Annotated in this window: 23 protein-coding genes; 6 read left to right on the top strand and 17 right to left on the bottom strand. The window is 71.6% G+C overall.

Annotated features, from left to right (window positions below):
• Position 1: 1 nt before the first annotated feature.
• Positions 2-538 (top strand): NUDIX domain-containing protein, encoded by a 537-nt coding sequence (locus JOE68_RS20115; RefSeq protein ID WP_204843842.1) that lies wholly within the window; start codon positions 2-4, stop codon positions 536-538.
• A gap of 45 nt (positions 539-583) precedes the next feature.
• On the opposite strand, the gene JOE68_RS20110 is transcribed toward JOE68_RS20115, so the two are convergent.
• Positions 584-1,357, bottom strand: a complete 774-nt coding sequence (locus JOE68_RS20110; RefSeq protein WP_204843841.1) for an enoyl-CoA hydratase-related protein — start codon at positions 1,355-1,357, stop codon at positions 584-586.
• Positions 1,358-1,725: 368 nt separating this feature from the next.
• Here JOE68_RS20110 and JOE68_RS20105 point away from each other — a divergent pair, with 368 nt between their 5' ends.
• A complete protein-coding gene (locus tag JOE68_RS20105; RefSeq protein ID WP_204843840.1) occupies positions 1,726-2,607 on the top strand; it encodes a serine hydrolase in 882 nt (293 codons plus the stop codon).
• A 287-nt stretch (positions 2,608-2,894) separates the two neighbouring features.
• On the opposite strand, the gene JOE68_RS20100 is transcribed toward JOE68_RS20105, so the two are convergent.
• The gene (locus JOE68_RS20100) at positions 2,895-4,889 is read right to left on the bottom strand and encodes a methylmalonyl-CoA mutase family protein (RefSeq protein ID WP_204843839.1); all 1,995 of its coding nucleotides are present in this window, start codon (positions 4,887-4,889) and stop codon (positions 2,895-2,897) included.
• A gap of 100 nt (positions 4,890-4,989) precedes the next feature.
• Here JOE68_RS20100 and JOE68_RS20095 point away from each other — a divergent pair, with 100 nt between their 5' ends.
• Both JOE68_RS20095 and JOE68_RS20090 read left to right on the top strand, forming a co-directional pair.
• Positions 4,990-5,277, top strand: a complete 288-nt coding sequence (locus tag JOE68_RS20095; protein WP_204843838.1) for a hypothetical protein — start codon at positions 4,990-4,992, stop codon at positions 5,275-5,277.
• A 60-nt stretch (positions 5,278-5,337) separates the two neighbouring features.
• Positions 5,338-5,928: a DinB family protein gene (locus tag JOE68_RS20090; RefSeq protein WP_204843837.1), complete on the top strand. Its 591-nt coding sequence runs from the start codon at positions 5,338-5,340 to the stop codon at positions 5,926-5,928.
• Positions 5,929-6,049: 121 nt separating this feature from the next.
• Here JOE68_RS20090 and murA read toward each other — a convergent pair whose 3' ends face one another.
• Complete coding sequence (murA, locus tag JOE68_RS20085; protein WP_204843836.1) at positions 6,050-7,309, bottom strand: UDP-N-acetylglucosamine 1-carboxyvinyltransferase; 1,260 nt, start codon at positions 7,307-7,309, stop codon at positions 6,050-6,052.
• A gap of 86 nt (positions 7,310-7,395) precedes the next feature.
• Between murA and JOE68_RS20080 the strand changes: the two genes are divergently transcribed.
• Positions 7,396-7,968 (top strand): cob(I)yrinic acid a,c-diamide adenosyltransferase, encoded by a 573-nt coding sequence (locus tag JOE68_RS20080; RefSeq protein ID WP_204843835.1) that lies wholly within the window; start codon positions 7,396-7,398, stop codon positions 7,966-7,968.
• Between the two features lie 67 nt (positions 7,969-8,035).
• Here the strand turns inward: JOE68_RS20080 and JOE68_RS20075 are convergent, their stop codons facing one another.
• The 4 genes from JOE68_RS20075 to JOE68_RS20060 form a co-directional block, all read right to left on the bottom strand.
• Complete coding sequence (locus JOE68_RS20075; protein ID WP_204843834.1) at positions 8,036-8,251, bottom strand: hypothetical protein; 216 nt, start codon at positions 8,249-8,251, stop codon at positions 8,036-8,038.
• 519 nt (positions 8,252-8,770) lie between these two features.
• Positions 8,771-9,205: a DUF2550 domain-containing protein gene (locus JOE68_RS20070; protein WP_204843833.1), complete on the bottom strand. Its 435-nt coding sequence runs from the start codon at positions 9,203-9,205 to the stop codon at positions 8,771-8,773.
• A gap of 22 nt (positions 9,206-9,227) precedes the next feature.
• Complete coding sequence (locus JOE68_RS20065) at positions 9,228-9,593, bottom strand: F0F1 ATP synthase subunit epsilon (protein ID WP_204843832.1); 366 nt, start codon at positions 9,591-9,593, stop codon at positions 9,228-9,230.
• 79 nt (positions 9,594-9,672) lie between these two features.
• A complete protein-coding gene (locus JOE68_RS20060; protein ID WP_204843831.1) occupies positions 9,673-10,863 on the bottom strand; it encodes an MFS transporter in 1,191 nt (396 codons plus the stop codon).
• Between the two features lie 110 nt (positions 10,864-10,973).
• Between JOE68_RS20060 and JOE68_RS20055 the strand changes: the two genes are divergently transcribed.
• Positions 10,974-11,720, top strand: a complete 747-nt coding sequence (locus tag JOE68_RS20055) for an IclR family transcriptional regulator (protein ID WP_307819772.1) — start codon at positions 10,974-10,976, stop codon at positions 11,718-11,720.
• A gap of 67 nt (positions 11,721-11,787) precedes the next feature.
• On the opposite strand, the gene atpD is transcribed toward JOE68_RS20055, so the two are convergent.
• The 10 genes from atpD to JOE68_RS20005 form a co-directional block, all read right to left on the bottom strand.
• Positions 11,788-13,224, bottom strand: coding sequence for a F0F1 ATP synthase subunit beta (gene atpD / locus JOE68_RS20050; RefSeq protein ID WP_204843829.1), 1,437 nt, complete (start codon positions 13,222-13,224; stop codon positions 11,788-11,790).
• Complete coding sequence (locus tag JOE68_RS20045) at positions 13,217-14,128, bottom strand: F0F1 ATP synthase subunit gamma (RefSeq protein ID WP_204843828.1); 912 nt, start codon at positions 14,126-14,128, stop codon at positions 13,217-13,219. Before JOE68_RS20045 ends, atpD begins: the two co-directional genes overlap by 8 nt.
• Before the next feature lie 7 nt (positions 14,129-14,135).
• Positions 14,136-15,782: a F0F1 ATP synthase subunit alpha gene (gene atpA / locus JOE68_RS20040; RefSeq protein ID WP_204843827.1), complete on the bottom strand. Its 1,647-nt coding sequence runs from the start codon at positions 15,780-15,782 to the stop codon at positions 14,136-14,138.
• A 60-nt stretch (positions 15,783-15,842) separates the two neighbouring features.
• Complete coding sequence (locus JOE68_RS20035) at positions 15,843-16,676, bottom strand: F0F1 ATP synthase subunit delta (RefSeq protein WP_204843826.1); 834 nt, start codon at positions 16,674-16,676, stop codon at positions 15,843-15,845.
• 10 nt (positions 16,677-16,686) lie between these two features.
• Entirely contained in the window at positions 16,687-17,229 is a 543-nt protein-coding gene (locus tag JOE68_RS20030) for a F0F1 ATP synthase subunit B (RefSeq protein ID WP_204843825.1), read from the bottom strand.
• A gap of 32 nt (positions 17,230-17,261) precedes the next feature.
• Complete coding sequence (locus JOE68_RS20025) at positions 17,262-17,516, bottom strand: ATP synthase subunit C-like protein (protein ID WP_204843824.1); 255 nt, start codon at positions 17,514-17,516, stop codon at positions 17,262-17,264.
• Between the two features lie 61 nt (positions 17,517-17,577).
• Positions 17,578-18,357: a F0F1 ATP synthase subunit A gene (gene atpB, locus JOE68_RS20020; protein ID WP_204843823.1), complete on the bottom strand. Its 780-nt coding sequence runs from the start codon at positions 18,355-18,357 to the stop codon at positions 17,578-17,580.
• 150 nt (positions 18,358-18,507) lie between these two features.
• Positions 18,508-18,945: a Cg1360 family ATP-synthase-associated protein gene (locus JOE68_RS20015; RefSeq protein ID WP_204843822.1), complete on the bottom strand. Its 438-nt coding sequence runs from the start codon at positions 18,943-18,945 to the stop codon at positions 18,508-18,510.
• A 65-nt stretch (positions 18,946-19,010) separates the two neighbouring features.
• A complete protein-coding gene (locus JOE68_RS20010) occupies positions 19,011-20,189 on the bottom strand; it encodes a glycosyltransferase family 4 protein (RefSeq protein WP_204843821.1) in 1,179 nt (392 codons plus the stop codon).
• Positions 20,190-20,259: 70 nt separating this feature from the next.
• On the bottom strand, positions 20,260-20,910 hold the full coding sequence (locus tag JOE68_RS20005) for an L-threonylcarbamoyladenylate synthase (RefSeq protein WP_204843820.1): 651 nt from the start codon (positions 20,908-20,910) through the stop codon (positions 20,260-20,262).
• Between the last annotated feature and the right edge of the window lie 478 nt (positions 20,911-21,388).

Here is a 21,388-nt window from a genome sequence, read left to right as displayed (position 1 = left end):
CGTGGAGACCCTTGGATCGCGCGAGGTGTACGCGAACCCGTGGATGACGGTGCGGGAGGACCCGATCCGGCGGGCCGACGGCACGACCGGGATCTACGGCGTGGTGGACAAGCCCGACTACGCGCTGGTCATCCCGCTGGACGGGGAGCGGCTGCGGCTGGTCGAGCAGTTCCGGTACCCGCTGGGGATGCGGCGCTGGGAGTTCCCCCAGGGCACCGCCCCGGAGCGGGCCGCGGAGGACCCGCGCGCCCTGGCCGAGCGGGAGCTGCGCGAGGAGACCGGGCTGCGCGCCCGCGAACTGGTGGAGCTGGGCCTGCTCGACGTCGCGCCGGGCATGTCCAGCCAGCGCGGCCGGGTGTTCCTGGCGACCGGGCTCACCGAGGGCTTCCACGAGCGGGAGCACGAGGAGCAGGACATGCGCTCGGCGTGGTTCCCCCGCGCGGAGTTCGAGGCGATGATCGCGCGCGGCGACATCACCGACGCCCAGTCGATCGCCGCCTACACGTTGCTGCTGCTGCACGAGCACGCGCAGCCCTGACCGGGGCCGCCGTGCCGCGCCGGGCACGCGGCACGGCGGCTCCGGTCAGTCGGCCCAGTCGGCCGCCCGCTTCTCCAGGAACGACGCCATGCCCTCCTTCGCGGCGGGCGTCTGGGAGGCGGCGGCCATCACCTCCACGGCGATCGCGTAGGCGTCCGCCTCGGGCCGGTCGAGCTGGGCGTACAGGGTCTGCTTGCCCAGCGCCTTGCTGGCCCGGCTGCCCCGCGTGGCCCGGCGCAGCAGGTCGTCCACGGCCTCGTCCAGCTCCTCGGCGGGCACGACGCGGTTGACCATGCCCCAGCGCTCGGCGGTGTGCGCGTCGATCACGTCCCCGGTCAGCGCCAGCTCCATCAGCCGCTTGCGGCCCACGGCCCGCGCCACCGGCACCGCCGGGGTGTGGCAGAACCAGCCGCCCTTGCCGCCGGGCAGGGCGAAGCCGGCCTCCTCGGAGGCCACCGCCAGGTCGCAGGACGCGACGAGCTGGCAGCCCGCCGCCGTGGCCAGCCCGTGCACCCGCGCGATCACCACCTGCGGCACGGACTCGATGGTGCGCATCAGGTCCGTGCACAGGGTGAGCAGCTCCCGCACGCCCTCCAGGTCGCGCGCGGCCACGTCGCCGAAGTCGTGGCCGGCGGAGAACACCGGGCCCTCCCCGGCCAGGACCACGCCCGCGGCGTCGGTGGCGGCGATCGCGCGGAACGCCGCCAGCAGCTCGGCGAGGTGGTCCGCGGACAGCGAGTTGCGCTTCTTCGCCCGGTCCATGGTGACGCGCACCACGTCATCCGCCCGTTCGACGCGGATGTGCTGGTATTCGACCATGTCCCGACCGTAGTCGGCGGTGCAACCGCCCGCCCCTCGTCCCCGGCACGCGGGGTGGGGTTCACGTTCGACCTGGAGGGCCTGTCGGCCGACCAGCTCGCGCAGGCCACCGCCACCAACCTGCGCGGCGGCGACTTCGCCACCGTGGTGTCCACAAAGGACTTCCCCGGCCGTCAGCCCCCAACCGGGGGCCGGGCGGTCCGGCACGACGACCGGCCTGTGATCATCACCACACCGCCTTCGCGCTGGGGAGGAATCGCGCGCGTACGCCGTCGACTGCCGCCAGGTTGCCTCGCCGCAGAGGCAACACGAGCACCCCTCTGAAGCCTTTTCACTGTGTGAGGAGCACGCGAGCGGGATTGGTGGCGATGAGCGTGGGCGCGGTGGCCGCGATGGCCGTGACCGCGGCGACGACGGTGGGGCGAGCGGACCGGCAGCAGCCGCCCGCGGCCGCGGCGACGATCGTGACGGCGGCGTCCGTCGCGGTGACGCCCACGACGGAGGTGGAGCTGAAGGCCGCGCCGGACGCGCAGGAGCCGACGGCCTCCGCCCCTCCCGACGAGCCGCTCTCCGAACCCGGCCCCCCGGTGGCGGTCGACCTGGCGGACGTCGCGCCGGGCGTGCGGCGCGGGATCGCCGTGTTCGACCGGCGCACCGGCCGCGAGGTCTTCGCCGAGGACCCGGACCAGCCGTTCCCGGCGGCCTCCGTGATCAAGCTGCTGATCGCGCTCGACGCGCTGGAACGGGGCACGGCCTCGCCGAAGGCGGTGGCGGAGATGCTGTCCACCAGCAACGACGACATCGCCAACCGCCTGTGGCGGCTGTCGATCCCGCGGGACTGGTCGAGGCGCATCGGGCTCACCGGCCTGGTCCCCGCACCGGACCCGAACAAGTGGGGCGACACGCTGATGACCGCGCACGACGTCATCGCCATCTACCACCACGTCCTCGACTCGCCGCACGCCGACGTCGTCGTCCGCGCGCTGGAGGCGGCCACCCCCTTCGGCGCGGACGGCATCGACCAGACCTTCGGCATCCCCGACGCCGCGGGCGAGCACCGGTGGGCCGTCAAGCAGGGCTGGGCGTGCTGCTACAACGGCCTGCGCGCGCTGAACACCACCGGCGTCGTCGACAACCGCTACGTGGTGGCCGTGCTGACCAAGCAGCCCCGCGCGGCCGGGTACGACGAGGCGGGCAAAGGGGTGACCCTCCTCGTCTCGGCACTCACCCCCCTGTTCACCGAGGAATGACCGCCCCCGGCTCTCTGCACGCCCCGTGCAGCCCGATGCCCTCGTGTTCTCCCCGTATGGCCTGCCCGGAGGGCTACCATGCTTTTCCGGGGGGTGCAAGCACGCTTTTCGCTTGCACCCCCCGGAAAAGCATGGTCGTCTTTAGACAGGCCATGCGGGGAGAACACGACCGCTCTTTCTTTTCCTCCTCCTTGGCGGCCTGCCCGTCCGGCGAGGACTCTTTCAGCTCTTCCACCAAGCCCCGCACCGCACCGATCAGCACGAACGCAACACCGCGCACCTAGCCCCTAAATCCCGCGCGCCTCGCGGACCACCGCCACGATCTCGTCCATGATCTGCGTCAACTCGTAGTCCTTGGGCGTGAAGACCCGGGCGACACCGCCCTCCCGCAACCTGTCCGCGTCCTCCGGCGGCACGATGCCCCCGACGACGACCGGCACGTCCCCGGCCCCGGCCGCCCGCAGCCCGGCCACCACCGCGGGCACGACCTCCAGGTGCGAGCCGGACAGGACGGACAGGCCGACCACGTGCACGTCCTCCTGCACCGCGGCCGAGACGATCTGCGCCGGGGTCAGCCGGATCCCCTGGTACACCACCTCGAACCCGACGTCGCGCGCCCGCACCGCCACCTGCTCGGCCCCGTTGGAGTGCCCGTCCAGCCCCGGCTTGCCGACCAGGATGCGCAGCCGCTCGCCGATCTCCTCACCGGTCGCCCGCACCCGCTCCCGCACCCGCGCGACCTCCGCGCCCGCCTCGCCCGGACCGGCGGCGGCGGCGGAGACCCCGGTCGGCGCCCGGTACTCGCCGAACGCGCCGCGCAGCGCGGCGGCCCACTCCCCCGTGGTCACGCCCGCGCGCGCACACGCGATGGTCACCTCCACCAGGTTCCGGTCGGTCCCCGCCGCCGCCCGCAGGGCCTCCAGGGCGGACCGGACCAGGCCGTCGTCCCGCTCGGCGCGCCACGCGCGGATCGCCTCGACGGCGTGCCGCTCCACGGCCGGGTCGACGGTCTCGATCGCCTGCGCGCCCCCGGCCTGCAGCGGCGACGGCTCGGTGGTGGTGAACCTGTTCACGCCCACCACCACGTCCTCGCCGGACTCCACCCGCCGCCGCCGCTCGGCCAGCGACGACACCAGCGCCGACTTCATGTACCCGGACTCCACGGCCGCCACCGCGCCGCCCATCGCCTGCACCCGGTCGATCTCGGCGCGCGCGCCGGCCGCGATCTCCTCGACCTTGGCCTCGACGACCCGCGAGCCCTCGAAGATGTCCTCGTACTCCAGCAGGTCCGTCTCGTAGGCCAGCACCTGCTGCATCCGCAGCGCCCACTGCTGGTCCCACGGGCGCGGCAGGCCCAGCGCCTCGTTCCACGCGGGCAGCTGGACGGCGCGGGCGCGGGCGTCGCGGGACAGGGAGACCGCCAGCATCTCCAGCACGATCCGCTGGACGTTGTTCTCCGGCTGCGCCTCGGTCAGCCCCAGCGAGTTCACCTGCACCCCGTACCGGAAGCGGCGGTGCCGGGCGTCCTCGACGCCGTACCGGTCGCGGGTGATCTCGTCCCACAGCCGGACGAACGCCCGCATCTTGCACATCTCCTCGACGAACCGCACGCCGGCGTTCACGAAGAACGACATGCGCGCGACCACCTCGCCGCGCCGCTCCTCGGGCACCTGCCCGGAGTCGAACACCGAGTCCAGCACGGCGATCGCGGTCGACATCGAGTACGCGATCTCCTGCGCCGGCGTCGCCCCGACCTCCTGCAGGTGGTACGAGCAGATGTTGATCGGGTTCCACTTCGGCGCGTTCGCCACGGTCCACGCGACCATGTCCGTGATCAGCCGCAGGCTGGGGCCGGGCGGGAACACGTACGTGCCGCGCGACAGGTACTCCTTGATGATGTCGTTCTGCGTCGTGCCGGCCAGGGCGGCGCGGTCCGCGCCCTGCTCCTCGGCGACGCTGACGTAGAGCGCGAACAGCCACATGGCCGTCGCGTTGATCGTCATGGACGTGTTCGCCCCGCCCAGCGGGATCCCGTCGAACAGCTGCCGCATGTCGCCGATGTGGCCGACCGGCACGCCGACCTTGCCCACCTCTCCCCTGGCCGGCTCGTCGTCCGGGTCGTAGCCGGTCTGCGTGGGCAGGTCGAACGCCACGGACAGGCCGGTCTGCCCCTTGGCGAGGTTGCGCCGGTAGAGCGCGTTCGAGGCGGTGGCGCTGGAGTGCCCCGCGTAGGTGCGCATCACCCACGGGCGGTCGCGTTCTCGGTCGGCCGGGTAAGGCACGGCAACCTCCTACGGCGTCGTTCCCCGCAGCGTACTGACGAGTAACACGGCCGCCGGCGTGCCGTTGCTCACTGAATCGGTGCCGGAGGACGATGGTGCCGTGACCGCGCTCACCCAGACCCTGCTCCTGGCCGTGGTCCTGGCCGCCCTCGCGCTCCTGCTGCGCTGGGCGTTCGGCAACGACCGGCGTGGCGTGCCCGACCACACCGGGGACGACTTCGGGTTGCTCAGCGAAGTCGCCGCGGTGCCGACGCCCGAGGCGGCGGACGTCCTGGCCCGGCGCCTGCGCTCGGCCGGCATCAGGACCACCGTGGCACGGCGGGGCGAGGTCCACCGCCTGCTGGTGTTCCCCCGCGACGCGGCCGACGCCAAGCTGCTGCTGCGCTGACGCCGCACCGCCGCTGCGCGACGCCGACAGGATGTCGTACCCCGCTGCGATGCTGTGCCCATGACCGCGGCGAAGGCGAAGTCCGACCTCCACCACTACCTCCGACTGGCCCGCGAAGCCCTGCTGTGGAAGCTCGACGGCCTCTCGGAGTACGACGTCCGCCGCCCGCTCACCCCGACCGGCACGAACCTGCTGGGTCTGGTGAAGCACTTGGCGGGCATCGAGCTGGACTACTTCGGCGACGTGTTCGGCAGGCCCTACCCGCAGCGGCTGCCGTGGATGGGCGAGGACGCGGAGCCCAACGCCGACATGTGGGCGACCCCGGAGGAGTCCCGCGCGGAGCTGATCGCCTCCTACCGCGCCGCCCAGGCCCACGCGGACGAGACCATCGACGCGCTGGACCTGGACAGCACGGGCGCCGTGCCGTGGTGGCCGGCCGAGCGCCGGGAGGTCACCCTGCACCTCGTGCTGGTCCACCTGGTCGCGGAGACCAACCGGCACGGCGGTCAGGCCGACATCGTCCGGGAGCTGCTCGACGGCGCGGTCGGCCACCGGCCGGGCACCGACAACATGGCCCCCGGCGACCGGGAGTGGTGGCAGCGGCACCACGCCCGCGTGGAAGCGGCGGCCCGCGCCGCCGCCGAGGGCTGACCGGCTCGGGGCCGGCCCCCGGCGGAGGGGTGACCGGGGTCAGGAGGCGGCGCTCCGCCTTCGAGGAGCGACGCGCTCCGACCTCACGAAGTGATGCGCTCCGACCTCACGCGCTCCGACCTCACGAAGCGACGCGGTCCACCGTCGCGCCGAGCTTGCGCAGGTTCTCCACGAAGCCCGGGTAGCCGCGCTCGATGTGGAAGATCTCGTAGACCTCGGTCACCCCGTCCGCGCACAGGCCGGCCAGCACGAGCCCGGCGCCCGCCCGGATGTCCGACGCCCAGACCGGCGCGCTGGACAGCCGGTCCACCCCGCGCACGACCGCGTGGTGGCCGTCGGTGCGCGCGTCCGCACCCAGCCGCACCATCTCCTCGATGAACCGGAACCGCGCCTCGAACAGGTTCTCGGTGATCATCGACGTGCCCTCGGACACGCTCGACAGCGCGATCGCGAACGGCTGGAGGTCGGTGGCGAAACCGGGGTAGGGCAGGGTCACGAAGTCCACCGACTGCGGGCGGCCCTCCTGCACCACGCGGAAGCCGTCGTCGTCGAACGTGGTGACGTCCGCGCCCGCCATCCGCAGCTTCTCCAGCACCAGGTCCAGGTGGTGCGGGTTCACACCGCGCACGGTGATGTCGCCCCGCGTCATGGCGGCGGCGAACGCCCACGTCGCGCCGACGATGCGGTCGCCGATGACGCGGTGCTGCGTCGGGCGCAGCGATTCCACGCCGTGCACGGTGAGCGTCGAGGTCCCGGCGCCCTCGATGCGCGCGCCCATCTCCTGGAGCATCACGCAGATGTCCACGATCTCCGGCTCGCGCGCGGCGTTGTCGATCACCGTGGTGCCCTTGGCCAGCACGGCGGCCATCAGGATGTTCTCGGTGGCGCCGACGCTCGGGAAGTCCAGCCAGACCTGGGCGCCGTGCAGGCCCTCGGCCTCCGCGACCACGCAGCCGTGCTCGATCTCGCTGTGCGCGCCGAGCCTGCGCAGCCCGTTCTGGTGCATGTCCAGCGGTCGCGAGCCGATCGCGTCACCGCCCGGCAGCGCCACCACGGCCCGCTTGCACCGCCCGACCAGCGGCCCGAGCACGCACACCGAGGCCCGCAGCTTGCCCATCGCCTCGGAGTCGGCGCGGTGGTTCAGCTCGGCCGGCGTCGTGATCGTGACGACGTCGCCGTCCAGGTCCACCGAGCAGCCGAGGCTGCGCAGGACGTCGGCCATCAGGGGCACGTCCAGGATCTCCGGGCAGTTGGTGATGGTGGTCGTGCCCTCGGCCAGCAGCGCCGCCGCCATCAGCTTCAGCACGCTGTTCTTGGCCCCGACGACCTCGACCTCGCCGACTAGCCGCGCACCGCCCTGGACCCGGAAGTGCTCGCTCACCAAGGAAACTCCTCATGTCGGTTTGCGGGCAATCGTACGGAGGCACTGAATCAAGCCAGTGCCCGGAGCCCCCTACAGTGCTTGGCATGGCGGTTCACCTGACGAAGATCTACACCCGCGTGGGCGACGACGGCACCACGGGCCTGGGCGACTTCAGCCGCGTGCCCAAGACCTCCCCGCGCATCACGGCTTACGCGGACGTGGACGAGACCAACGCCGCCCTCGGCGTCGCCCTGGCCCTGGGCAGCCTGGCGGAGGACGTGGCCGGGGTCGTCCGCAAGGTCCAGAACGACCTGTTCGACGTGGGCGCGGACCTCTGCACCCCCGTGGTCGAGAACCCCGAGTACCCGCCGCTGCGGGTGACCCAGGGCTACGTCGACCGCCTGGAGGCGTGGTGCGACGAGTACAACGCGCGGGTCGGCAAGCTCGACTCGTTCATCCTCAACGGCGGCACCCCGGGCGCGGCCCTGCTCCACCAGGCCCGCACCATCGCCCGCCGGGCCGAGCGCGCGACCTGGGCGCTGGTCGAAGCGGAGCCGGAGCGGACCGGCACCCTGCCGGCCAAGTACCTCAACCGCCTGTCCGACCTGCTGTTCATCCTGGCCAGGGTGGCGAACCCGGAGGGCGACGTGCTGTGGAAGCCGGGCGGGAACGCCTGATCGGAGTCGGGTGCGGAGCGCGGGCGGTGCCCGGGGCTGCCGGGGTGCCACCCTGCTGTCGAGGGAGTCACCCCTGCTGCTGCCGAAGCCTCCACTTCCTCCGCAAGTACGCCCGGATGCCCAGCAGCACGCCGCCGTAGACGAGCAGCGCGCCGATCAGCGGCACGTACCAGGGCGCGTCGGGTAAGAGGTGCCGCAGGCTCGTGCGGGTCGCGAACAGCACCGCGAACCCGAAGACGTAGAAGACGAAGTGCAGTGGCGGTGGTTTCTCATCGGAAGCCATCCCGGTCCATCCCCCTTTGTGCTGCGCACGCCGGACGGTGTGTTCGGCGTGGGTGGCAGCGGCCCCAGGCTAGCGACGGGGAAGGTTCGGGGAGGCGGTATCGGCGGGGGTACGGCCGGGCAACGGTGCGCGGTGGCTCGTTCGGCCGATCGCACGTTGCGCTCTTCAGGGAGGGGGCGGTGCTCGTTGCGCTTTTCGGAGAGGGCGGTGCTCGTTGCGTTCTTCGGAGAGGGCGGCAGAGCGCTTGGCTGAAAAGATGAAGAGTCCTCGCCGGACGGGCAGGCCGCCAAGGAGAATGAAAAGAAAGAGCGGTCGTGTTCTCCCCGTATGGCCTGTCAAAGACGACCATGCTTTCTTGGGGGGTGCAAGCGAAAAGCGTGCTTGCACCCCCCAAGAAAGCATGGTAGCCCTCCGGGCAGGCCATACGGGGAGAACACGAAGGCACCGGACTGCACTGGGTGTGCCTGGCCGAAGGCGGCGGTGCGGGGTGAGAGCGCCGAAGGCGGCGGTGGGGGGCGGCTATGAAGCCCAGGGGATCGAACGGCCCGGGGGGGCGGATTCCAGCCAGGACAGGAAGCCGGTGAGCGCGTCCGGGCCCATGGCGATCTCCACCGGTTCGCCCTCGGCGCCGCGGCAGCTGAGCACCACGGCGCCGTGCGGCATCGCATAGGTCTCGGAGGCGGTCGGCTCGCGCCGGTCGTCGATCTCGAAGCCCTCGCGGTGGATCACGCGGTCCGGGCCGGTGCGCAGGCTCAGCACCCGGGACCACACGAACGAATCGCCGCGGTAGTGCCCGACGCCGAGGTGCCAGCCCCGGCCGGTGGCGTCGAGCCTGGTCCGCAGGGCCACGTGCACCCCGCCGGCCCTGAGCAGGCGGATCCGGCGCCACGTGACGTACGCGAGGACCACCACCGCGACGAACAGGACCACCCCGACGACTTCGGCGATCCCCACGGCGCTTGTCCGCTCGTCCGCGTCAGGCCGTGTGGCCGGCAGCGCGGAGGCGTGCCATCGCCCTCGCCCGCTCCACCTCGTCCGCGTCCGACAGCGCCGACCGGGCCTCGTCCACGTCGATCTCGTGGGACAGCTCGGCGGCCTCGGCCAGGACGCTCACGCCCTCACCGGTCACCGACAGGAACCCGCCGTGCACGGCCGCGGTCACCAGGTCGTTGTCGACGGTCCGGATGCGCACCACGCCACCCTCGACGAGCTGGCCGAGCACGGGCTCGTGGCCGGGCAGGATGCCGATCTCACCCTCGGTCGTCTGCGCGACCACGGAGGTGGCCGTGCCGGACCACAGGCGGCGTTCCACCGCGACCAGCTGAACGGTCATCTCGGCCACGCGCATCTCCCTCTGTCTGGCACTGGAAGTCCCGTGCAGTCTAAACGGTCGCCCGGAGCACGCGCCGCCCCAGCCACCCTCAGCCGCCGGACACCGGTGGAGTCACCCGCCCGGTGGTCGCCCCAACGGTGAGCACCGCCACAGCCCCCGCCGCGGCGACCAAGGCGAACGCGTAGAAACCCCACGGGTAGGCGATCCCCGCGGTGAGCAGCGCGCCCCCCAGTAGTGGACCACAGATCGCGCCGATCCGTCCCATACCGGCTGCCCATCCCAAACCGGTGGCCCGGTTGTCGTCACCGTAGACGCGGCCCACGTAGGCGTACACCAGCACCTGCGCGCTGAACACGAAGCAGCCCGCCACCAGCACCGCCGCGTACACGCCGATCCCGGGCAGCTTGACGCTCAACGCGCCCAGCGCCACCGCCGACGCGGCGAACCACGCGATCGTCGCGGGCCGCACGCCGACCCGGTCCGCCACCGCGCCCGCGACCACCAGGCCGATCACCGCCCCGATGTTCAGCGTCAGCAGCAGCCCCAGCGCGGCGCCCAGCGGGTACCCGGCGGCCCGCATGATCTGCGGCAGCCACGTGTTGAGCCCGTACACCAGCAGCAGGCCCATGAACGAGGCCACCCAGAACGCCACCGTGGCCCGCACCAGGCCGGGCCGGAACAGCGAGCCCACCACGTCCTTGACCGGCGCGGCGCTGAACGCGCGCGACTCGGGCAGGTGGCGCAGCATCAGCGGCACCAGCAGCAGCGCGGGCGCGGCGCCGATGACGAACAGCGCCCGCCACCCCAGCGACGGGATGACCGCGATACCCAGCAACGCCGTGACGACCGCGCCCACGTGGTACCCGGTCATGATCCACGTGGTGGCGCGCCCGCGGCGCTCCGCCGGGGCGAACTCGTTGACCAGCGCGATGGCGGTGGGCAGGCACCCGCCCAGCCCCAGCCCCGCGAGGAACCGCAGCGCCGCGAACACCACCACCGACGGCGCGACCGCGCACAGCGCGGTGAACACCGAGAAGCTCGCCACCGCGAGGATCAGCGCCTTGCGCCGCCCGATCACGTCGGTGACCGTCCCGATCGCCAGCGCGCCGACCATCATGCCGACCAGCCCCACCGTGGAGACCACGCTCGCGCCGGCCGGTGTCAGCCCCCACACCCGGTCTTGCAGCAGGACCGGCAGCACGGTCCCGAGCACCACCAGGTCGAACCCGTCCAGCAGCACCGCCGCCCAGCTCAGCGGCAACACCCAACGACCAGCCATGACACCTCCTCGTGTCCGGAGTGGACCGACGCCCGACCCGGTGGCCCAGCGTGGCGGCGGTCACCGGCCCGCGGGGAGTACCCTTTCCGGTGAACGGAAGAGTGAGAGCCGTGCCAGCCCCCAAGTCCCTCCTCGGCCGAGCGTTCGCGCTGCTCGCCGTCTTCACCGCCGACCGCCCCTCGGCCACCCTGTCCGAGCTGAGCCGGTACTCCGGCCTGCCGCTGAGCACCACGCACCGGCTGACCCGGGAACTGGTGGCGTGGGGGGCGCTGGCCCGCGACGAGGCCGGCCGCTTCACCATCGGCCTGCGGCTGTGGGAGCTGGGCGCCCTCTCCCCCGGCGCGCTGGGGCTGCGGGAGCGCGCCCTGCCGTACCTGGAGGACCTGTTCGAGGTCACCCGCCACAACGTGCAGCTGGCGATCCGCGACGGCCTGGAGGCCGTGTACGTGGAGCGGATCTCGGCCAGGGACGCGGTCAACGTCGTCACCAGGATGGGGTCGCGGATGCCCCTGCACGCCACCGGCGTGGGCCTGGTGCTGCTGGCCCACGCCCCCAAGGACGTCCAGGACCGCGCCCTGGCCCAGCCGCTCAAGCGGTACACCGCGCACACCATCACGACGCCGAACGCCCTGCGGACCGCCCTGGCGACCGTCCGGCGGGACGGCTACGCCACCTCCGACCGGCAGATCGAGACGTTCACGCACTCGGTGGCCGCCCCGGTGCGCGGGCCGGGCGGCGAGGTGGTGGCGGCGGTGTCGGTGGTGGTGCCGACCGACACCCGCACCGACACGGTCCTGCCGGCCGTGCGGGCCTGCGGGCGCACGATCTCCCGCGCCCTCGGGTGGCGCACCCCCTGACGCCCGGGAAGCGGAAGGGCCCGCCCGTCCACGGTGGACGAGCGGGCCCTTCGCCGAGCGGTCCGGCCTACTTGCCGGCCAGCTTCTTGGCGTTGGCCTCGACGTCGTCGAGACCGCCGCAGCTGAAGAAAGCCTGCTCCGGGTAGTGGTCGAACTCGCCCTTGCAGACGCGGTCGAACGCCTCGATCGTGTCCTTGATCGGGACGAACGAGCCCGGCTGGCCGGTGAACTTCTCGGCCACGATGAAGTTCTGGCCGAGGAAGCGCTCCAGGCGGCGGGCGCGGCCGACGAGGACCTTGTCCTCCTCGGACAGCTCGTCCATGCCGAGGATGGCGATGATGTCCTGCAGCTCCTTGTACTTCTGCAGGATCCGCTTGACCTCCTGCGCGACCCGGTAGTGCTCGTCGCCCACGATGGTGGGCTCCAGGATCCGGGACGACGAGGACAGCGGGTCCACCGCCGGGTAGATGCCCTTCTGGGAGATCGGGCGGGACAGCTCCGTCGTCGCGTCCAGGTGGGCGAACGTGGTGGCCGGCGCGGGGTCGGTGTAGTCGTCCGCGGGCACGTAGATGGCCTGCAGCGAGGTGATCGACTTGCCGCGCGTCGAGGTGATGCGCTCCTGCAGCTCGCCCATCTCGTCGGCCAGCGTCGGCTGGTAGCCCACGGCCGAGGGCATCCGGCCCAGCAGGGTCGAGACCTCGGAGCCGGCCTGGGTGAACCGGAAGATGTTGTCGATGAACAGCAGCACGTCCTGGTTCTGGACATCGCGGAAGTACTCCGCCATGGTCAGCGCCGACAGGGCGACGCGCATGCGCGTGCCGGGCGGCTCGTCCATCTGGCCGAAGACGAGCGCGGTGTCGCCGAGCACGCCCATCTCCTCCATCTCCAGGAGGAGGTCGGTGCCCTCGCGGGTGCGCTCGCCGACGCCGGCGAACACCGACGTGCCGGAGAACTCGCGGGCGATGCGGGTGATCATCTCCTGGATGAGCACCGTCTTGCCCACGCCCGCGCCGCCGAACAGGCCGATCTTGCCGCCCTTGACGTACGGGGTGAGCAGGTCGATGACCTTGATGCCCGTTTCCAGGATCTCGGTCTTGCCCTCCAGCTGGTCGAACGCGGGGGCCTTGCGGTGGATCTCCCACTGCTCGCCGTCGCGGCCGAGGCCGGGCTGGTCGAGGCAGTCGCCGAGGGCGTTGAACACGTGGCCCTTGACGACGTCGCCGACCGGCACGCGGATGGCGTAGCCGGTGTCGACCGCCGTGGCGCCGCGGACCAGGCCGTCGGTCGGCTGCATCGAGATGGTGCGGACCAGGTTGTCGCCCAGGTGCTGGGCGACCTCCAGGGTCAGCGTCTTGGCCACCGCTTCGTAGGTGATCTCGACGTGCAGGGCGTTGAACAGCTCGGGCACCGCGTCGCGCGGGAACTCCACGTCGACGACGGCGCCGATCACCCGGACCACACGGCCGGTGCGGGTGGTGGTGGCAGTAGCACTCATGTCACTCATCACTTCCTGCGCCCCCGGTAAGCGCGGAGGCGCCACCGACGATCTCGCTGATCTCCTGGGTGATCTGGGCCTGGCGGGCGGCGTTGGCCTGGCGGCTGAGGTTGCGCACCAGCTCGGTGGCGTTGTCCGTCGCCGCCTTCATCGCGGTCCGCCGGGCCGCCGACTCCGACGCCGCCGCTTCCAGCAGTGCCGAGAACAGCCGGGTCTTGACGTACTTGGGCAGCAGCTCCCCGAGCAGCGCCTCGGCGTCCGGCTCGAACGAGTACACCGACTGGAGCTTCGGCTGGGACTGCTCGTACTCGACCTCCATCGGCGCGATGCGCTTGGCGGTCGGCTGCTGGCTGAGCATCGACTTGAACTCGGTGTAGACGACGTGCAGCTCGTCGACGCCGTCGCCGCCGTCGTCGGTGCCCGCGAGGAACGCGGGCACCACCACGTCGCCCGCTTCCGCGGCGTTGACGTAGTGCGGGAGCTGCGAGAAGCCCGTCCACTCGGCCGTGATCTCACGGCGGCGGAAGCGGTAGTAGCCCGCGCCCTTGCGGCCGATGACGTAGAGCACGGGCTCCTTGCCCTCGGACCGCAGCAGCGCGAACAGCTCCTCGGCCGCCCGCAGCACGTTGGCGTTGTACCCGCCGCACATGCCCTTGTCGCTGGTCACGACGATGACCCCGGCCCGCTTGGGCGCGGTGCGCTCGGTCAGCAGCGGGTGGTCGAGGTTGGTCGAGGCGCTCGCCAGCGCGGAGAGCACCCCGGTGATCTCGTCCGCGTACGGGCGCGAGGCCGCGACCCGCGCCTGGGCCTTGGCCAGCCGCGACGTGGCGATGAGCTCGTACGCCTTGGTGATCTTCTTGGTCGAGTTGACCGTTCGGATCCGCTGGCGCAGCTCTCGGATCTGGGCTGCCATGCCTACGTCACTTCTCGGTCGGAGCGGGTCGGTTGACCTTCACCGACTCGTGTCCGACCTGGTCGGCGTCCATCGCGTCGGCCGGGGCCTCGTTGACCACCGAAGCGCCACTCGAAGCGGTGAACTGCTGCTTGAACGAGTTCACGGCGTCCACGATGCCCCTCTCGGCGTCGTCGGACAACTTCCCGGACTCGCGGATGCCGGTCAGGATCGCGTCCTGGCCGCGCCGCAGGTGGTCCAGGAACTCCGACTCGAAGCGGCGGACGTCGCCCACCGGCACCGAGTCCAGGTGGCCCTTGGTGCCCAGGTAGATGGAGACGACCTGCTCCTCCATCGGGACCGGCGAGTATTGGCCCTGCTTGAGCAGCTCGACCAGGCGCGCGCCGCGCTCCAGCTGGGCGCGGGAGGCCGCGTCCAGGTCGGAGGCGAAGGCGGAGAACGCCTCCAGCTCGCGGAACTGCGACAGGTCCAGCCGCAGCGAGCCGGAGACCTGCTTCATCGCCTTGGTCTGCGCGGCGCCACCGACGCGGGAGACCGAGATGCCCACGTTGACGGCCGGGCGGACGCCGGCGTTGAACAGGTCCGACTCCAGGAAGCACTGGCCGTCGGTGATGGAGATGACGTTGGTCGGGATGTAGGCCGACACGTCGTTGGCCTTGGTCTCGATGATCGGCAGGCCGGTCATCGAGCCGCCGCCGAGGTCGTCGGACAGCTTCGCGCAGCGCTCCAGCAGGCGCGAGTGCAGGTAGAACACGTCGCCGGGGTAAGCCTCGCGGCCCGGCGGGCGGCGCAGCAGCAGCGAGATCGCGCGGTACGCCTCGGCCTGCTTGGTCAGGTCGTCGAAGATGATCAGGACGTGCTTGCCCTGGTACATCCAGTGCTGGCCGATGGCCGAGCCGGTGTAGGGCGCGAGCCACTTGAAGCCCGCCGAGTCCGACGCCGGGGCGGCCACGATGGTGGTGTACTCCAGCGCGCCCGCCTCCTCCAGCGCGGACTTGACGCCCGCGATGGTGGAGCCCTTCTGGCCGACGGCGACGTAGACGCAGCGGACCTGCTGCTGCGGGTCGCCCGAGTCCCAGGCTTTCTTCTGGTTGATGATCGTGTCGATGCAGACCGCGGTCTTGCCGGTCTTGCGGTCGCCGATGATCAGCTGGCGCTGGCCGCGGCCGATCGGCGTCATCGAGTCGATGGCCTTGATGCCGGTCTGCATGGGCTCGCCGACGGGCTGGCGCTGGAGCACCGACGCGGCCTGCAGCTCCAGGGCGCGGTTGTCGTCGGCGACGATGTCGCCGAGGCCGTCGATCGGCTGGCCGAGGGGGTTGACCACGCGGCCGAGGAAGCCGTCGCCCACGGGCACGGAGAGCACCTGGCCGGTCCGCTTGACCTCCTGGCCCTCTTCGATCTTGTCGAAGTCGCCGAGGATGACCGCGCCGATCTCGCGCACTTCCAGGTTCAGGGCCACGCCGAGCACGCCGCCGGGGAACTCCAGCAGCTCGTTGGTCATGGTGCCGGGCAGACCCTCGACGATGGCGATGCCGTCGTAGGTCTCCGCGACGACGCCGACCTCTTCCCGGCTGACTTCCGGGGAGTAGGTCGAGACGTACTTCTCGATCGCACTGCGGATCTCGTCCGACGAGATCGTCAGCTCCGCCATGTCGTTCCTGCTCTCACTTCGTTAAAGGAAAGGGGCTTGTGGGCCGCGGTTCCGGTTCGGTCAGCCGGCGAGGTCGCGGCGCAGTGCCGCCAGCCGACCGGCCACGCTCCCGTCGATGACCTCGTCGCCGATCTTGATCACCAGTCCGCCGCGCAGCGCCGGGTCGACCTCCACGTGCAGCGCGACGGGCCTGGAGTAGATCCGGGTGAGCGTGGCCTCGAGGCGGTCCAGCTGCGCCGCGTCCAGCTCGACGGCGGAACGGACGTGGGCGACGGAACGTTCCCGGCGCTTGGCCGCGAGCGCCGCGAGGTCCGCCAGGCCGCCGACGACGCCCTGGCCGCGCGGGTCGCGCACCAGCTGCTCGACCAGGACCTTGGTGGTGCCGTCGACCTTGCCCGCGACGAGGCTGTCCAGCAGCGCCACCTTGCCGCCGGCGTCCGCCGCCGGGTCGGTCAGCGCCAGTTCCAGGTCGTGGTTGCCGGCGATGATCCGGCCGAGGCGGAACAGCTCGTCCTCGACCGCGTCGAGCGTGCCGTCCCGCTCGGCCCGCACCAGCAGCGTGGTGCGGGCCAGCGACTCGACGCCGTCGACCAGCTCACGCGGGCTGGACCAGCGGGCGGTGACGACCGCGGTCAGCACCTGGAGGGCCCGGTCGGAGACCTGGCCGCCGAGCAGGCCGCGCAGCAGCCGCTCGCGGCCCGCCGGGTCGCTGGAGGAGTCGGCCAGGGCCCGCCGCAGGGCGGGCTGCCCCGACAGCAGGCCGACCACCGCGAACAGCTCCTCGCCCAGCTCGCCCGGCGCCGCTCCGGTGGCGCCCGCGGCGCTGTCGAGGATCTCCAGCAGCCTCAGTTCGGCGGCGGCCAGCGCGTCGCGGCTGGCGGCGTGCAGCGTCATCGGCGTTCCCTCACTTGACGGCCGGGGCCGAGGTGTTGTCCAGCTCCGCGAGGAACCGGTCGACGGTGCCCCGGCGGCGCACCTCGTCCTCCATCGACTCGCCCACGACCCGGTCGGCCAGGTCGATGGCGAGCCGGCCCAGTTCGCCGCGCAGCTCCGCGACGATCTGCGCGCGCTGGGTCTCCAGCTGCGTCTGGCCCTGCGCGACGATCCGCGCGGACTCCTCCTGCGCCTTGGCTCGCAGCTCGCTGATGATCTGCTCACCCTCGATGCGGGCGTCGTCCCGGATGCGCGCGGCCTCGGCCCGCGCCTCCGCCAGCTGCGCCGTGTACTCCTCGAGCTTGCGCTGGGCCTCGGCCTGCGCCTGCTCCGCCTTCTCGATGCCGCCTTCGATCTTGGCGGCGCGTTCCGCGTACAGCGTCTCGAAGCGCGGAGACACGTACTTCCTGATGATGAAGTACAGCAGCAGGAACGCGATCAGGCCGATGACGATCTCGGCTTTGTGCGGGAGAACCGGGTTCAGCTCTTCCGCGGCCACATTCAGAGAGCTCATCGCAATCGTCTCCTAACGCGATGGATGAATTCTCAGCCGGTGGCGAGGAAGAAGACGACGAAGCCGAGCAGGGCGAGCACCTCGACCAGGGCGAACGTGGTCCACGCCAGGCTGAGCAGGACACCGCGGGCCTCGGGCTGCCGGGCAGTCCCGTTGATCACCGAGGAGAAGATCATGCCGACGCCCAGGGCCGGGCCGATCGCCGCGAGGCCGTAGCCGATGGCGGCGAGACCGGCGTCGGTCATACCGGATGCAGCGGCTTCCTGGGCAAGAACGATAGCGCTCACTTGTGCTGTTCCCTTTCCAACTCGGTCCGCGAACACTCGCGGATCGGAGGCTTGTTATTCTTCAGTGTTCCTCGGCCAGCGCCGCGCCGATGTAGTTGGCGGAGAGCAGGGCGAAGATGTACGCCTGAAGCACCATGATCAGCGCTTCGAGGAAGGTCAGCGCGATGGCGAAGGCGAAGGCGACCGGCGCCACCACGACGGTGATGCCCCCGTTGAGCAGGAGGAACTCGCCGGCGAGGGTGAACACCATCAGCAGGAGGTGACCCGCGAACATGGCCGCGAACACTCGGATCGCCAGCGTGAGCGGGTTCAGGAAGAACTTCTGGAAGAACTCGATCGGCGTCAGCAGGATCAGCACGAACCACGGCGCGCCCGGCGGGACGGTCTGGTGCTTGAGGTAGCCGAGGAAGCCGTGCCGCTTGAACCCGACGAAGTGGTATACCGGGTAGATGACCAGGACCGAGACGGCGAGCGGGAAGCCGATGTGCGCCATCGTCGGGAACTGGATGACCGGGATGATGCCGAACAGGTTGTTCACCAGGATGAAGGTGAACACCGTGAGCAGCAGGGGCACGAAGGGCTTGAAGTCCTTGCTGCCGATCTGCTCCCGCGCGATCGAGTTGCGGCCGACGTCGTAGATCGACTCGGCGATGAACTGGAACTTGCCCGGGACGAGCTTCAGGCCGCGCGAGGCCACGAGGAAGAACGTGCCGATGATCAAGATCGACAGCACGGCCAGCACCATCGGCTTGGTGACGTCACCGAAGATCGGCGGGGGGAAGAAGTCCTTCACGCCGGGTGCGACGAACTCGTCACCCGCAGCCAGCACCATCGTGGTCACTGTGTTCCTTCCGGTTCTCCCGGCCGGCGTTCACTCCGCCGGGGGAATCGTCACGATCGGGACAAACGTACCTTACGTACTGCGCACGGCCGCGAGAGGCACCCCACCTGGGAGAACCCGCGGTCGCGAACGACGTCCGGGCCCTGCCGGTCAGGCGCTCTCCGAGGACGGGATGACCACCTGGCTCCGGCTGCGCTTGGACGCCCGCGCCTCCATGAAGGTGGCCACCACGATCGTCGCGGCCATGGTCAGCGCCAGCGCGTTCGTGTGCAGGACGGGGAACTTGCGCAGCACGACCATGACGATCACGAGCAGGATGAGCTTACCCAGGAACCCGCCCAGCGCGGCCACCATGATGAACTGCACCGGCAGCGCGGCCGTGCGGTGCATCAGCCAGAGCGTGATCAGCGAGCACGCGATGGCGAGCGCGCCGCCGATCAGCGCCGCGACCAAGCCGGGGACCCCGGCCAGCACGGCCCAGACCACCGCGCCGACCGCCACGGTCGCGAGCGCCGCCCAGATCAGCCCGCGGAACATCTCGCCCGCCAGCCGACGGACGACGTTCTCGTGCGTCCACTCCTGGCTCATGTCACCCCTTCCCACTGGTCACTACCAGTGTAAAAGGGCGGGTCGGACCACCTGACCGGCGGGGGTCAGGTGCGCCGCGACTCGCGCAGCTTCGGGATCACCGACACCACCAGCGCCAGCAGCAGCCCCAGGGCGAGGCCCCACCCCACGAGCACGGCGTCGAACATGGTCAGCGCCACCGCGCTGAACGCCAGCACCCCGGCCCACAGGTAGATCAGCAGCACGGCCCGGCGCTGCGAGTGGCCGATCTCCAGCAGCCGGTGGTGCAGGTGCATCTTGTCCGCGGAGAACGGGCTCTCGCCGCGCCGGGTGCGCCGCACCACGGCCATCAGCAGGTCCAGCACCGGCACGAACAGCACCGCCGCCACCACCAGCAGCGGGGACAGCAGGCCGAGCAGGTCGACGGTCTCGATGGCCTGGGAGGAGCCGTCGATGGACGGGTAGTTGAGCTTGCCCGACGCGGAGGTGACGGCGGCGGCGAGCATCAGGCCGATCAGCATCGAACCGGAGTCGCCCATGAAGATGCGGGCCGGGTTGAAGTTGTGCGGCAGGAAGCCCAGGCACGCGCCGGCCAGCGTGGCGGCGATCAGGGCGGGCGGGTAGGAGCCGACGTCGCCGCCGTTCTTGGCCAGCACGCCGATGCAGAACGCGCAGGTCGCGACGGCGGCGATGAGCCCGATGCCGGCGGCGAGGCCGTCCAGCCCGTCCACGAAGTTCATGGCGTTGACCATGGTGACGGCGAGCAGCACGGTCAGCAGCGCGCCCTGGTTCTGGTCCAGCACCAGCAGCGAGCCCCGGCCGTCGCTGTCGCCCCACGGCACCCAGAACAGCAGCCACTGGAGCCCGAACAGGACCAGGATGCCCGCGGACGTGACCTGCCCGGCGAGTTTCGTCAGGGAGTCCAGCTCGAACCGGTCGTCGAGCACGCCGACCAGGACGATGACGCCACCGCCGACGATGACCGCCCACGGGTCGTCGGAGAAGTCGAAGGCGGAGCGCAGGACGGGCAGCTGGTGGGCCAGCAGCATCCCGCCGAGCACGCCGCCGTACATGGCGAGCCCGCCCATCCGCGGCATGGGCTTGACGTGCACGTCCCGCTGGCGCGGGTAGGCCACCGCGCCGATCCGGAACGCGAGCAGGCGGACCAGGCCGACCAGCAGGAAGGTGACGACGGCGGCGGTCAGCGCGACGAGCAGGTACTCCCGGACGGGGAGGACGTTGGTGGTGTCGGGCAACGGGCCCACTGGCGCTAGCCCCTCGGGGGTGGGGTTTCGGACACGGCGGGGACCACGCTACTCCGGGGGCGAAGATCCACTAGGAGGCGACCTCGACTTCGTCGCCCAGCACCTCGCGGACCTCCCCGACCGTCACGGCGCCCTCCCGCAGGACCATCGGGTGCGGGCCGGTCAGGTCCACGATGGTGGACGCGACGTTCTCCTGCGCGGGGCCGCCGTCGAGGTAGACGCCGACCTCCTCGCCGAGCTGGTCCCAAGCCTCCTGCGCGGTGCCGGCCGGCGGGAAGCCGGACTTGTTGGCGCTGGACACGGCCATGGGGCCCACGTCGCGCAGCAGCTCCAGCGCCACCGGGTGCAGCGGCATCCGGAGCATGACGGTGCCCCTGGTGTGACCGAGGTCCCACGTCAGCGACGGCGCGTGGTGCAGCACCAGCGACAGGCCGCCCGGCCAGAACGCCTCGATGAGGGCGCGGGCCTGCCGCGGCACGCCGAGGACCAGGCCGTCGACGGTGGTCCACGAGCCGACCAGCACGGGCACCGGCATGTCCGGGCCGCGGCCCTTGGCCTCCAGCAGGTAGCGGACGGCCTTGGCGTCGAAGGCGTCGCAGCCGATGCCGTAGACGGTGTCGGTGGGCAGGACGACCAGCCGCCCGGACCGCACCGCGCCGGCGGCGGCGGCGAGACCGGCCGCCCGATCGGATTGGACGCTGCAGTCGTAGAGCGTGCTCACGGGTGGATCCTGGCACAGGTCGTTCCCGGGGAGCGGCGGAGGTCACAGCTGCACGCGAACGGACGCGTGGAGCGCGCACGCGGCGCGCTGAGGACCGGGGCGGTCCGCTCTCAGCCCACCGGCCCGGAATCGTCGGGGTCGGGTGGTTGGGTATGCGTCGGGGGCGCTCACCTCGAGGGGACGCCTGCGAAGCCCATCCCAGCGGCGCCTGCCTCGGCAGCGCTCGTCCCAGCGGTGTCACCCCACCAGCGCCCACCCCGGCAGTCCTCACCCCAGCAGCGCCCGCTTCAGCAGCGCCCATTCCGGCGGTGCCCATCCCAGTGGCGCCCCCGACAGCGCCCGCCCAAGAGCACCACCCCGACAGCACCGCCCCGACAACGCCACTCCGACGGCACCGCCCCGACAGCGCCACTCCGACAGCGCCGCTCCACGGCTCGTGCCCGCGCGTCCCAACGACCGCGAGCAGGACCGCGAGCAG

Source organism: Saccharothrix algeriensis, from assembly GCF_016907655.1.
GTDB lineage: Bacteria > Actinomycetota > Actinomycetes > Mycobacteriales > Pseudonocardiaceae > Actinosynnema > Actinosynnema algeriense.
This window is presented reverse-complemented; position numbering and strand designations above follow the sequence as displayed.